12 protein-coding genes are annotated in these 12,064 nt (G+C 51.9%); 7 read left to right on the top strand and 5 right to left on the bottom strand.

Annotated features, from left to right (window positions below; translation table 11 throughout):
* Nucleotides 1–29 precede the first annotated feature (29 nt).
* Nucleotides 30–407, top strand: a complete 378-nt coding sequence (locus JTN23_RS15470; RefSeq protein ID WP_247235764.1) for a DUF3127 domain-containing protein — start codon at nucleotides 30–32, stop codon at nucleotides 405–407.
* A 126-nt stretch (nucleotides 408–533) separates the two neighbouring features.
* The gene (locus JTN23_RS15465; protein WP_247235763.1) at nucleotides 534–1,436 is read left to right on the top strand and encodes a mechanosensitive ion channel family protein; all 903 of its coding nucleotides are present in this window, start codon (nucleotides 534–536) and stop codon (nucleotides 1,434–1,436) included.
* A 10-nt stretch (nucleotides 1,437–1,446) separates the two neighbouring features.
* Here the strand turns inward: JTN23_RS15465 and JTN23_RS15460 are convergent, their stop codons facing one another.
* A complete protein-coding gene (locus tag JTN23_RS15460) occupies nucleotides 1,447–2,787 on the bottom strand; it encodes an APC family permease (RefSeq protein WP_247235762.1) in 1,341 nt (446 codons plus the stop codon).
* A 165-nt stretch (nucleotides 2,788–2,952) separates the two neighbouring features.
* On the opposite strand from JTN23_RS15460, the gene JTN23_RS15455 reads away from it, so the two are divergent.
* Nucleotides 2,953–3,867 (top strand): hypothetical protein, encoded by a 915-nt coding sequence (locus tag JTN23_RS15455; protein ID WP_247235761.1) that lies wholly within the window; start codon nucleotides 2,953–2,955, stop codon nucleotides 3,865–3,867.
* Nucleotides 3,868–3,935: 68 nt separating this feature from the next.
* On the opposite strand, the gene JTN23_RS15450 is transcribed toward JTN23_RS15455, so the two are convergent.
* The 3 genes from JTN23_RS15450 to atpD all read right to left on the bottom strand — a co-directional run bounded on the left by JTN23_RS15450 (nucleotide 3,936) and on the right by atpD (nucleotide 6,482).
* A complete protein-coding gene (locus JTN23_RS15450) occupies nucleotides 3,936–4,334 on the bottom strand; it encodes a T9SS type A sorting domain-containing protein (RefSeq protein ID WP_247235760.1) in 399 nt (132 codons plus the stop codon).
* A gap of 311 nt (nucleotides 4,335–4,645) precedes the next feature.
* Complete coding sequence (gene atpC, locus JTN23_RS15445; RefSeq protein ID WP_247235759.1) at nucleotides 4,646–4,888, bottom strand: ATP synthase F1 subunit epsilon; 243 nt, start codon at nucleotides 4,886–4,888, stop codon at nucleotides 4,646–4,648.
* A gap of 79 nt (nucleotides 4,889–4,967) precedes the next feature.
* Entirely contained in the window at nucleotides 4,968–6,482 is a 1,515-nt protein-coding gene (atpD, locus tag JTN23_RS15440; RefSeq protein ID WP_247235758.1) for a F0F1 ATP synthase subunit beta, read from the bottom strand.
* A 168-nt stretch (nucleotides 6,483–6,650) separates the two neighbouring features.
* Here atpD and JTN23_RS15435 point away from each other — a divergent pair, with 168 nt between their 5' ends.
* The 4 genes from JTN23_RS15435 (at nucleotide 6,651) to JTN23_RS15420 (ending at nucleotide 11,436) form a co-directional block, all read left to right on the top strand.
* Nucleotides 6,651–9,314 carry a hypothetical protein gene (locus tag JTN23_RS15435; RefSeq protein WP_247235757.1) on the top strand — a complete coding sequence of 888 codons (2,664 nt, stop codon included), beginning with the start codon at nucleotides 6,651–6,653 and terminating at the stop codon, nucleotides 9,312–9,314.
* Between the two features lie 31 nt (nucleotides 9,315–9,345).
* Nucleotides 9,346–9,768 carry a hypothetical protein gene (locus JTN23_RS15430; protein WP_247235756.1) on the top strand — a complete coding sequence of 141 codons (423 nt, stop codon included), beginning with the start codon at nucleotides 9,346–9,348 and terminating at the stop codon, nucleotides 9,766–9,768.
* Between the two features lie 67 nt (nucleotides 9,769–9,835).
* Nucleotides 9,836–10,570, top strand: coding sequence for an ABC transporter ATP-binding protein (locus JTN23_RS15425; RefSeq protein ID WP_247235755.1), 735 nt, complete (start codon nucleotides 9,836–9,838; stop codon nucleotides 10,568–10,570).
* Nucleotides 10,571–10,713: 143 nt separating this feature from the next.
* Complete coding sequence (locus JTN23_RS15420) at nucleotides 10,714–11,436, top strand: RluA family pseudouridine synthase (RefSeq protein ID WP_247235754.1); 723 nt, start codon at nucleotides 10,714–10,716, stop codon at nucleotides 11,434–11,436.
* A 59-nt stretch (nucleotides 11,437–11,495) separates the two neighbouring features.
* Here JTN23_RS15420 and JTN23_RS15415 read toward each other — a convergent pair whose 3' ends face one another.
* Nucleotides 11,496–12,011, bottom strand: a complete 516-nt coding sequence (locus JTN23_RS15415) for a DUF4190 domain-containing protein (RefSeq protein WP_247235753.1) — start codon at nucleotides 12,009–12,011, stop codon at nucleotides 11,496–11,498.
* Nucleotides 12,012–12,064 lie beyond the last annotated feature (53 nt).

Genomic DNA, 12,064 nt, shown 5'->3' with positions numbered 1-12,064 from the left:
TACAGTACTGTACCTTAACACAAGTCTAAATGGAATTATCCGGAAAAGTTATTTCGCTGCTCCCAGAGGTCAATGGCCAGGGGAAAAACGGGACGTGGCGTAAGCAGGAATTTGTTCTTGAGATTCAGACCCAGTCCCAGTTCCCGCGCAAGGTATGTATTACTATGTGGGGTGATAAAATTGATCAGTTTAACCTGAGAGAAGGTGATAATGTCACTGCCTCTATTGATATCGAAAGCCGCGAGTACAACCAGCGGTGGTATACTGAAGTAAAAGCATGGAAAGTGGAGAAAGCCGGTAGCGGCGGTGGAAGCAGCCGTAGCAATGCGGACTTTTCGGAGTCAGCAGCTCCCCTCCCACCCAGCATGACTTTCTCGGAAGACGAATCAGACGATCTACCGTTCTAACTAACAAAAAAGGAGAGCCCGGGCTCTCCTTTTTTGTTAGTCCTGGCTCCTATTACAGATCCAGCCTGGCCGCCAAACCTTTCATATCTCAGCAGGTTATACCAGAAGGTCCACACCTTTACTGCTATGGATATTAATAAAGCAATAGACTTACTTTCGGATAAATTATACAATTGGGTCAGAGAACTGATCCGGCTCCTGCCCAATATTGCTTTGGCAGCTCTGGTACTGGTGCTGGGGTTCTTTGTCGCAAAGTTTGTCAGGCGGCTGGCGCTACGGCTCATTCAGCGGGTTTCTTCGCACGGCACCGTCAACGCCCTTTTTGGCTCCCTGATCTATACCATCTTTGCCGGAGTTATCATCTTTATCGCGCTGAGCATACTCAATCTGGATAAGGCCGTTACGTCCATTCTGGCCGGAGCCGGTATTGCGGGTATAGCGCTGGCGTTTGCCTTTCAGGATATTGCCGCCAACTTCATGTCCGGTATCTTTCTGTCGTTCCGGCATCCGCTACGGGTAGGCGACCTGGTCAAGACCAACGACTACTTTGGTACAGTCATTGAAATCAACCTCCGGGATACGGTGCTACGAACTCTGCAGGGACAGCGGGTAATCATACCCAATAAGGAAGTATTCCAGAACCCCATCGAAAACTTTACTACCACAGGCAGGCGCCGGATGGATATGACAGTAGGCGTATCGTACGGAGATGACCTTCGTAAAGTACAGGACCTAACCATACGCGCGGTGGAGAAGGTCAGTGTCCGGGATCCTAATGAGGAAGTTACCTTGTTTTTCGAAGAGTTTGGGGACAGCTCCATCAACTTCAGCCTCCGGTTCTGGCTCAATGCACCCGACCAGCCTACCTTCCTGCAGGGGAGATCTGAAGCAATTATGTACATCAAGGAAGCCTATGATCAGAATGACATCATGATCCCATTCCCGATCCGGACGCTGGACTTCGGCATCAAAGGCGGCGAGAAGTTGTCCGAAATGGATATCAGCCTGCTGAACGGTACCCGCTCATAAGGGTACCTGTCTACTGGTTCAGACGCCGTACTACCAGAAATAACGGATAACTTATTATCATAAAGAGCAACGCGTATTGGCTGCTGGCCATATCCTGTACCACAACACCTATCAGAAAGGCAATGGAAGCAATCAGCATGACGATCGGGAGTGCCGGATAGGCCGGTACCTTCCACGGACGCGGCAGTGTGGGCTCTTTCCGGCGCAGCGCCAGCAGCGAAGCAAAACCTGAAGTATGCCCAAGCACAAAAAAGAAAGTAGCAATATCGGACAACTTCTCGGTAGCTTCCTTGCCAATCAGGATCAGCAAAATGGCCAGTGCGGCAGTGAGTGGCATAGCCAACGAAGGCGTACCACCCTTATTTACACGTGTACCGGCCCTTAGAAACAGACCGTCACGGCTCATGGAGTACAGCACCCGCGGGTTGAACAGTAGCTGGGCGTTGACAATACCTAGTATTGAAATCATCAGAAACAGCGTGACGATCTTACCCGAACTCTCTCCAAATATAAGCCCAATGGCATCGGCTGCCGCCAGCTTCGACTGGGCCAGTTGGTTCATGGGCATAATGTACAGAATAGCCGCATTACAAAGCAGGTAGATCACTATGATCAGCAGTACACCCCCTATCATGGAGCGGGGCAGGTTGCGGGTAGGGTCCCGGTCTTCTTCGGTAAAGTAGGCAGCCGTATGCCAGCCATCATACGTATAGAATACCGCCTGTAAGGAAAAGATCAGCGGCCCCAGCCAGCTACCGGTGGCGGCGATCTGGCTGGTGGTAGCCATCGCATCAGCCGCCGACACTTCCTGCCCGTAGATGTAGCAGATTGCCACAAAGGCAAACAAGCCTACTGCCTTAAGGAAGCTCATGACATTCTGGAAATTGCTGGCCAGTGCCAGTCCCAGCCAGTGTACCACTGTTAAAGCCAACAGCAGTACGATGGCCACGTAGGGCTCCTGCCCTTCCAACCCGGGCAGCAGGAGCGCCAGGTACTCACTCATGGTATACACGCCAAAGCCCAGTGCCGCGCAGGTACCCAGCCAGCTATTGATACCTACCACAAAACCTGCGTAGCTGCCGAATGCCCGCTGGGCGTACACGTACCAGGCTCCCGCTTTGGGTACGGAGGTACCAAGTTCGATGGTACACAAGGTACCCAGGAAGGCATATAGGCTCACCGCCAGCCATACGCCCATAATCAGCCACGGATCACCCAGCTGCGCCGCAATGGGTCCCGGCTTACGCAGGATACCCGTACCGATGGTACCTCCAATGGTAACGGCTATACCGAATCCAACACCTAGTATTTTTAAGAGCTCATTGCGGGAAGTCGTAGAAGCAGGCTGCATGCAGGAGGAACAGTAGATTAGACCATTCCGAAAGTACCGAAACTTTTAGATACCAGAGCAGACGGGATAGATATTTTTGCAGGAAAAGGTAACTTGCTTCAATAAACTGACGTACCGTACGTCTTCCGGATCCGGAACGACTTTCACTGATAAGCTTACACCGCTATGAAACTACAAGTACCTGCGATGCTGCTCTGGCTGACCCTGGCTACCTCCTGCCAGTTTGGAAAAGGAGCCAGCTATACACCCTCCCAACCCTTCCGCGATTACTGGTACAACGGCCAGGCCGAGATCAGCCGGTACAGCCTTCAGCAGGTACAGTACGGGGCACAAAACCCGGGCGAGGCAGTACTTATATTCGTAACCGAAGACTTCCTGACGGATAAGCAGGTGAAGCTCGAAACCGAAGATAACTCCGGCGACGCTACTTCGGTACTTAAACTCAACAGTATCCGCCGCTTCGTAACCGGCATTTACGACTACTCCCTTTACTCTTCCGTATTCACCCCCGTCAATACTGAAAAGTACCCTCATAGCCTGAAAGTAACCATGTCGGCTCAGGACTGGTGCGGACAAACTTACACTCAGCTCAACCGGCGTGGCAAAGGCTACGAGGTAATGGGCCGGTCGTATTTTGAGAAAAATGTCGAAGAAGATTACAGCTTCAACGACGCCTGGTTGGAAGATGAGATCTGGACCCGCCTGCGCTTCGCGCCGGATCAGTTACCTATAGGTGATACCGAAGCAGTACCTGCCGCCTACGCCGCCCGGCTGACCGGCCAGCCCCTCGAGCCTCAGAAAGCCATCGGCTCCATGACGGCCTACGAGGGTACTGTATTTAAAGGAAGAGCCCTGAATGTGTATTCACTGCTCTATCCGGAGCATAACCGCGAGCTGCGCATCGTATTTGAGAAAGCCTTCCCGCACGAGATAGCCGGCTGGGAAGAGACCTATACTTCACGGGGCAAAGTACTTACTACCCGCGCCGTCCGTACCAGCCTGATCCGCTCCGAGTACTGGAAACATAATGCTCCCGGAGACACTACACTACGGCAGCAGCTGGGAGCTAGGGGATTCTGAAACCGGGCTAAAAACAAAACCGGGCCACCTGATGGCGGCCCGGCTAATTAAATGATAGGATATAGTAGTTACTTCTGCTCCAGAGCTATTACCTGTTCTCTGGCGGTAGTGATAGTCACTTTCTTGGATACGACTTCTTCATTGGTAATCATCTCGAAGTAGTAGGTGCCGTCACCCATTTCTTTCAGATCAAACTTGCGCTTGTAGTACTCCATATCTTTGGGTAGTGATTCGCGGTGCAGTACGTTGCCATTTTCATCCTTGATCTGGATGGTCATACGAGACGTAGCGGATTTTACAATGGCCAGGTTCACTTTGGATGAATTGGCAACCTGATACATTCCCAAATTGAATGACTTAGGTTTCTCAGGGCCCACCATCATGTGGTTGTCGGCGAAGCTGATCAGAGGCAGCGACAGAGCAAAAACAAATAGTAATGTGCGGATTGATGATACTACATTTTTCATGGCTAATAGATGTTTTTAAATGGCTAATTTATTTTTCGTTCCTTGGCTAATACTATTATTCATGAAAAGTCTGTGCCATGTGCCATACCAAATAAAAATAAATCCATACACTAGTATAACCCATTGATAATCAATAAATAAATTACTTAAAAAATATATAGCAATCCATGCAACGCTCAAGTTAACGTTCGCTTTCGAACATTTTTGTTCGGTGGTGAACAGGCCGTACAGTAGTCTTAGTCCGGAAGCCGCCAAACGAAAAGAGGCAGGAACCTGCTGGTCCCTGCCTCTTCTATAATGCTACTATATACTTACAATACGGCCTCGGCTAATACAAGTACTTTATTGTTCAAGACCTCTACCACACCGCCATCAATCGTATATACCTGCTTTACAGCACCCGTATCCACTACTACATCTCCACGACCCAGTGTACTCACCAGTGGAGCGTGGCTGTTCAGGACCTGAAACTGCCCTTCAGTACCCGGGAAGGTAACGGCTGTCGCCTCGCCGGCAAATACTTTCTTATCGGGGGTGATTATTTCTAAGTTCATAACTTTTTTAGCTATTAGGGGTAACTATCGGGTAGTAATGGCCTAAGGCACCTCTACCCGGTAGCTACTGTCTGTCTTTTTATCGGACCGCTTCGGCAAGCATTTTCTCTCCTTTGGCAACGGCGTCCTCGATAGTACCTACCAGGTTGAATGCCATCTCAGGGAGGTGATCCAGGTCACCGTTCATGATCATGTTGAAGCCTTTGATAGTATCGTTGATATCTACCAGTACTCCTTTAAGACCTGTAAACTGCTCAGCTACGAAGAAAGGCTGTGACAGGAAGCGCTCCACACGACGTGCCCGTGATACCACCAGCTTATCGTCTTCTGAAAGTTCTTCCAGACCCAGGATCGCGATGATATCCTGAAGCTCTTTGTAACGCTGCAGAATGTTCTTCACGTTCTGTGCGCAGTTGTAGTGAGCATCACCCAGGGTCTCGGCCGAAAGGATACGTGATGTAGAGTCCAGAGGATCCACCGCAGGGTAGATACCTTTCTCAGATACTTTACGGCTAAGTACCGTAGTAGCATCAAGGTGAGCAAAGGTAGTAGCCGGAGCGGGGTCAGTCAAGTCATCGGCAGGTACGTATACGGCCTGTACCGATGTGATAGAACCACGCTTGGTAGAAGTAATACGCTCCTGCATGGCACCCATCTCGGTGGCCAGCGTAGGCTGGTAACCTACCGCCGAGGGCATACGTCCCAGAAGGGCCGATACCTCAGAACCCGCCTGCGTAAAACGGAAGATATTATCGATAAAGAAAAGAATATCACGTCCCTGTCCCTGGCCGTCGCCGTCACGGAAGTACTCCGCTACCGTCAGACCTGACAGTGCCACACGGGCACGGGCTCCGGGAGGTTCGTTCATCTGACCGAACACGAAGGTAGCCTGTGATTCTTTCAGAGTGTTGTAATCTACTTTAGACAGATCCCATCCGCCTTCTTCCATGCTGTGCTTGAAGTCGTCGCCGTATTTGATGATACCAGCTTCGATCATTTCGCGCAGCAGGTCATTACCTTCACGGGTACGCTCACCCACACCGGCAAATACCGACAGACCTGAGTAAGCCTTGGCGATGTTGTTGATCAGCTCCTGGATCAGTACGGTCTTACCTACACCCGCACCACCAAACAAACCGATCTTACCACCTTTTACGTAAGGGGCCAGCAGGTCAATTACCTTGATACCGGTATAGAGGATCTCAGTACCCGTAGCCAGATCTTCAAATTTGGGAGCTGCCCGGTGAATAGACATACCATTGGCAGTATCTATAGACTCAAGTCCGTCAATGGCTTCACCTACCACGTTGAAAAGACGGCCTTTGATTCCCTCACCAATCGGCATTCTGATAGGTGAGCCATATGATCTTACTTCCATGCCGCGCTGCAAGCCTTCGGTACCATCCATCGCGATCGTACGAACGCGATCTTCACCCAGGTGCTGCTGACATTCGAGTATTACTTTTTGACCATTCGGTTTTACGACTTCCAACGCATCGAGAATAGCTGGGATGCGCTCGCTGTCTTCAAACGATACGTCTACAACTGGACCAATTACCTGCGTAATTTTTCCTATGTTTGTCGCGTTTGCCATTGTGAGATATGATTATCGTCAAGTTGTTATTTCAAGGCCGCAAAATTAGAATATAATTTGGTCAGTACCAATAGCTGCCCCACGCATTTATTGGATATTTTTTAGAAAATAACCCTGTTTTTACGATGAGTCTATTGAAGTTTTTTAGAATGGCGACGTTTAGTAATTATGAGACAATTATTTTTTCAGAGAGACTGGAATACCAACGAACTACGCAGCGCTTTGGGAGCGCTCATCGTACTGGTCATAGGTTTAGTTTTTTTTAGTGTTAAAATCGTTAATCCGCTCGCTAACGCAACCCGTTGGGATGTGCTCAGCGAGCTGTCCGAAGTGTCTGCCGCAGTGGATGTTCTGCGTCTGGAAAACTGGCAGTACGGGGTATCCGTGCCCTCTTACCTGGTGACGGAGCAGTTTGTAGCATCCACTATGGAAGTAGACTTCATGTCGGTGTGGATGCTGCTGGGTCTGGGGGGGATAGGTATATCTCTTATTCTGGCGGGCCTCACGACACTGCCCCGCTTCTGGTACCTGGGTAGTATGGTGGTTTTTATCCTGCTACTGGGCGCCTCCCAAACCGAAACCCTGGGTATATTCGGTGAAGGCAGCCGTACTTTTTTTATTTTGATGTTGCTGCTGTATGGTGGCCTCAGCTACTACTTACACGCGTTCAGGACCGACGTATCCGTTGGCTTTCGTATCCTTGCCTTTCTGGCTGTATCGGTAGGCCTTGCGGTGCTGGCTGCCTTTACGTCTACCGTTCCCTATCCTGCGCTCACCGCTGCTGCATACTCCACACCTCTGTGGCTGGTACTGTCGGTGCTGTTTCTGCTCATCTCGGCTACCGAGATCATGGCCGGACTGGTGTGGCTTAGTACCAGTTCCAGGGTAGGCATGGGTCGTTCGTCGCTGAAAAACTTCCTGATCATCGCTATTCTGTACCTGGTGTACCTGCTGCTGCTATTCCTGCGCAACACCCGCCAGATCGACTGGGACATGACGCTCGTAAACCCGGCGGTACTGGCCATAGTAGCCGGCCTGCTCGGGATCTGGGGCTTCAGTGCCCGCAGTGAGTCTACCAATGGAGTACTCTACTACCGCGAAGCCGGCTTCTGGATCTACATAGGACTCTTTGTGGTTACGGCTGCTTTTGCGGGTTATGCGGCCGCTATGGCCAATGACCCCCTGCTGGAAGTACTCGAAGACGTAGTAGTAAATGGTCAGCTTGCCATGAGTGCAGTCTTTCTGTTTTACGTCCTGGCCAACTTTCTGCCGCTGCTGCAGCAAGGACTGGCAGTACATAAGGTACTCTACAAACCCCTCAGGTTTGGCCTTACCCAAACCCGCCTGCTGGGCTTTGCCGGATTTGTGATCCTGATCTCTACCCAGACACTGCTGCCCATATACCAAGCTGTGGCCGGGTACTTCAACGGCCTCGGCGACCTGTACACTACTACCCGCGAGTACACGCTGGCCGAGCAGTACTACAAAATGGCGCTGCAGCAGGAGTTCCAGAACCACAAGTCCAACTACGCGCTGGCTTCACTGGCCCTGCGGCAGGGCGACCGCACCGCCGCGGCCTTTTACTTCCGGCAGGCTACGCTCAAGAACCCATCCCCGCAAGCTTACGTGGGGCTCGGCAATGTACTGGTACAGGAAAACCTGTTCTTTGACGCCGTATTCAGCCTGCGCGAGGGTATCACTACCTTCCCTAAGAGCGGTGAGCTGCTCAACAACCTGGGTATGCTGTATGCCCGTACCAACGTAGCTGACTCGGCCTACCTGTATCTTGAGCAGGCCGAGCGTACAGCGCTTCGCCGGGAGGTACCCGCTACCAACCTGCTGGCTATATGGGCCCGCAGTGCCGACGCTACTCTGCTGGACTCGCTGACGCGGCAACTGGATGAGCGGGAGTATCCCTCCTGGCAGGCCAACTGGCTGGCCGTGCAGAACCTGCGTCAGGACTTTACTGATCGCCGCTTCCGGCAGGAGGCCATTCCGGCTGACTCGCTCCTGAGTGTATCGGGGCTGGCCTATGTATACAACTTTGCCCTGAATCAGGCCCGTCAGGATAGTCTGCTCATACAACTGGCGCCTAGTCTGGCGGACAAAAACCCTTTCCTGGCTGACGACCTGCTGCTGGCTTCGCTTTACTCGGAGTTCTACAGTGGTAATAAGCTCCGGGCCCTGGAGATTATGAATGCCTGGGTGGAGGAAGGCGGTGAAAAGGAGCCGCTCTTCCGCAAAATAATAGGACACTGGTACCTGCAGCTGGGCCTGTATGACATGGCCATTGAGGAGCTGTCGCTGGTCAAGGGGCCGGAAGGTCTGCTGGGACAGGCACTGGCGCAGGCCCTATCGGGTCAGGTAGCGGCCGCGGCCATACTGCTCGAGAGACTGCAGGACGAAGGGGCTAATCCCGCGGTACAGGCCCTGCAGCAGAGCCTCTCCGACGGGATGAAACACGTTACGGCTACCGACACGCTCCTGGCTACTGCCCAGGCTAAGCCTTCGCCCGTGACCTTCCAGAGGGCGCTGCAGGCCAATCCGCTGGATGCTGATGTCGTGGTGGCAGCTTCTAACTATTTCAGGCAACAAAAGCAACCCACAAAAGCTTACCAGATAGTAGTGAACGCGTTGAGATTCAACGATAGTTCGTCCCGTATCTGGGAGCAGTATGCACTGCTGAGTCTGGATCAGGGTCTGCTGCAACAGGCTGACGAAGGGGCCGCCAAAGTACAGACCTACGCGTCGGCCGCCGACTATCAGGCTTTTACTGAGCGCTATCAGCCCAGAAAGGCTCTTATCGAAAAACAGCGCGAGGAGTTTCGTTGATTTTTTATTTTTGATCTGACCAGTACTACCTATGACTGTACACTGGAAAACCACCGGCTGGCAAAGTGAATACCGGATATTCAGGGAAAAGACCATCGTCGGAATCCTGAAAAAAAGCTTCTGGGATAAGACTGCCTACGGTGAATATAACGGACACCTGCTGCGCTTTCAGACCCAGGGACTCTGGAAGCCCTCTACCCGCATCCTGGATATAGAAGGGACGCGGGAGCTAGGCAGGATTGAGTATGACAGCTGGAAAACCTCGGCCCGCATAACCTACGAAGATCAGCACTTTGACTGGAAGCGAGCTTCGTGGAGGAGCAGTAGCTGGTCGGTATCCAATGAAGAAGAGCAGGTAGACTATCAGCAGCAGGGATTCTGGGAAAAACAAGGTGTGATCGAATACGAATGGGCCAGTCCGGCCATAGTACTGTGTGGTCTGTTTATATCGTAGCTCCTGATGCAAGTAGCTTTCCTGGCTGGCTGTCCAGCTGAGCGTCCATAATCCTAAGTGAGACTCTATGAAAATCATCGAAACCAGTAATATCTCCAAACGCTATGTAATGGGTACAGAGGTGATCGAAGCCCTGAAGTCTGTGAGTATAGCAGTCAACAGAGGGGAGTATGTGGCCTTTATGGGGCCATCCGGATCGGGCAAATCTACCCTGATGAACATCATCGGCTGCCTGGATACCCCCACTGCCGGCCGCTACGTGCTCAACAACAAGGACGTAAGCGACATGAGCGAAAATGAGCTGGCTGAGATCCGCAACAAGGAGATAGGATTTGTGTTCCAGACCTTTAACCTGCTCCCGCGCATGTCGTCGCTGGAGAACGTGGCTCTGCCGCTCATCTACGCCGGCTACAACAGGACCGACCGTACCGAAAAAGCCATGCTGGCCCTCCGGAATGTAGGCCTCGAAAACCGCGCCGGCCATAAGCCCAACGAGCTATCGGGGGGACAGCGGCAGCGCGTGGCCGTAGCCCGGGCGCTGGTCAATGACCCGAGTATCCTGCTGGCTGACGAGCCTACCGGTAACCTTGATACCAAGACCTCCTACGAGATCATGGACCTCTTTGACCAGCTCCATAGCAAAGGCAATACTATAGTGATGGTGACGCACGAAGAAGACATAGCCCGCTACGCGCACCGCATCATCCGCCTGCGTGACGGCCTTATTGAGTCGGATACCGTCAATCCCAATCCTACGAAGGTGGAACATCTGGCCAAAGAAGCCCGCGAACAGGACCATTAATGACACTTGTTGGTATCCTGTATAGATCAAAACCTGTTTTCTCTTAAAATCTTCCGAACTTTGCCCGGAAGATTTTTTGTTTTCTATGAATCGGCCCCCGTACCTACGGGCTGGCTTCTCTTTTTATTATTGATCAGTACTTTATGAAGATTAACTTTTCGGATATAATACTTTTTGAAAACGACGACTTCCTGCTCGTCAACAAACCACCCCACCTGGCTACCCTCGACGAGCGTACCGCCGACCGGGGCGGCAGTGTACTGCGCCTGGCCCGGGAGTACCATCCCGACCTGCAGGCAGCCCACCGCCTCGACAAGGAGACCTCCGGGGTACTGGCCTTTGCCAAGCATCCCGAAGCTTACCGGCACCTGTCGATGCAGTTTGAGCACCGCGAAGTGACCAAGCGCTACCATGCCGTCACCAACGGCATCCACGATCTGGACAGCATATCGGTATACCTGCCTATCCTGCCGCTGAAGAATGGTACCGCCGTTAAGATCGACAAGGTCAACGGTAAGATAGCCGAAACCATATTCAACACCCTGAAAGTGTACCGCGGCTATACGCTGGTGGAGTGTATTCCTATTACGGGACGTATGCACCAGATCCGTATCCACCTGTCGTGCCTCAACGCACCCATTGTCAACGACCCTCAGTACGGTGGGAAGCCCATATACCTGTCAAGTATAAAACGCAAATTCAACCTGAAGAAAGAAACCGAAGAGCAGCCGCTCATCCAGCGGGTAGCGCTGCACGCTTTTGCGCTGTCATTCGCACTGATGGATGGCGAGCCCATTCGCATTGAAGCTCCCTACCCCAAGGACTTTGACGTGCTGGTAAAGCAGCTGGATAAATTCGGTGTATAACTAAAAAGAGCGGAGGCCAGGCCCCCGCTCTTTTTGTTTATGAATCCTTCGTACTTACATCACGCAAAGCCAAAGGCAGCAATAGCGTATATAGCCAGGAGAAGGAAAAGGATAACGGCCCCGCCGAAGATAAGACCAAGCAGAGCGGCAGCCTTGGACGACCGGGGCGACTCTCCTCTTCTGATCTGACTTAGTCCTACGATACCTAGTACCAGTCCTGCTATACCAAATAGTATGGCTATTCCAGGTACAATGCCCAAAATCAACATCAGTAGCCCAAGTCCGCCAAATATCAGGGACAGTCGGGGTATGGTTTTGGACTGTCCGTTGGCTCCGGCTTCCTTAGGTGCCGAGGCTTTGCTGATCTTTTTCTCCAGTTTTCTGGTGATCATCCGCTCCTTCCAGCTGGGTTTTGCGTGAGTTTTTTCGGCTTTGTACGCCTCTCTTATCGCCTCAGCAGGAATTACGGCGGAAACATCAGCAGGTGATACTACTGACTCCATACCTTCAGCGGCAGAGGCCGTTGCCACGGGGGCCGTTGCCACATCACTTGAGACCACGGCAACATCTTCCACGGTACCTACTGGTTGTGTTGATGGAGCCGGGCTTGATGAAAGTCTTGTTTCTT

The sequence above is a fragment of the Telluribacter roseus genome (assembly GCF_017355915.2).
Classification (GTDB): Bacteria; Bacteroidota; Bacteroidia; order Cytophagales; family Spirosomataceae; genus Telluribacter.
This window is presented reverse-complemented; position numbering and strand designations above follow the sequence as displayed.

What these genes read in the sequence shown, in the direction of transcription:
- atpC (WP_247235759.1), bottom strand. Translation starts at nt 4,888, where the DNA reads ATGAACTTAGAAATAATCACCCCCGATAAGAAAGTATTTGCCGGCGAG.
- JTN23_RS15425 (WP_247235755.1), top strand. Translation starts at nt 9,836, where the DNA reads ATGAAAATCATCGAAACCAGTAATATCTCCAAACGCTATGTAATGGGT.
- atpD (WP_247235758.1), bottom strand. Translation starts at nt 6,482, where the DNA reads ATGGCAAACGCGACAAACATAGGAAAAATTACGCAGGTAATTGGTCCA.
- JTN23_RS15465 (WP_247235763.1), top strand. Translation starts at nt 534, where the DNA reads ATGGATATTAATAAAGCAATAGACTTACTTTCGGATAAATTATACAAT.
- JTN23_RS15460 (WP_247235762.1), bottom strand. Translation starts at nt 2,787, where the DNA reads ATGCAGCCTGCTTCTACGACTTCCCGCAATGAGCTCTTAAAAATACTA.
- JTN23_RS15450 (WP_247235760.1), bottom strand. Translation starts at nt 4,334, where the DNA reads ATGAAAAATGTAGTATCATCAATCCGCACATTACTATTTGTTTTTGCT.
- JTN23_RS15430 (WP_247235756.1), top strand. Translation starts at nt 9,346, where the DNA reads ATGACTGTACACTGGAAAACCACCGGCTGGCAAAGTGAATACCGGATA.
- JTN23_RS15435 (WP_247235757.1), top strand. Translation starts at nt 6,651, where the DNA reads ATGAGACAATTATTTTTTCAGAGAGACTGGAATACCAACGAACTACGC.
- JTN23_RS15420 (WP_247235754.1), top strand. Translation starts at nt 10,714, where the DNA reads ATGAAGATTAACTTTTCGGATATAATACTTTTTGAAAACGACGACTTC.
- JTN23_RS15455 (WP_247235761.1), top strand. Translation starts at nt 2,953, where the DNA reads ATGAAACTACAAGTACCTGCGATGCTGCTCTGGCTGACCCTGGCTACC.
- JTN23_RS15470 (WP_247235764.1), top strand. Translation starts at nt 30, where the DNA reads ATGGAATTATCCGGAAAAGTTATTTCGCTGCTCCCAGAGGTCAATGGC.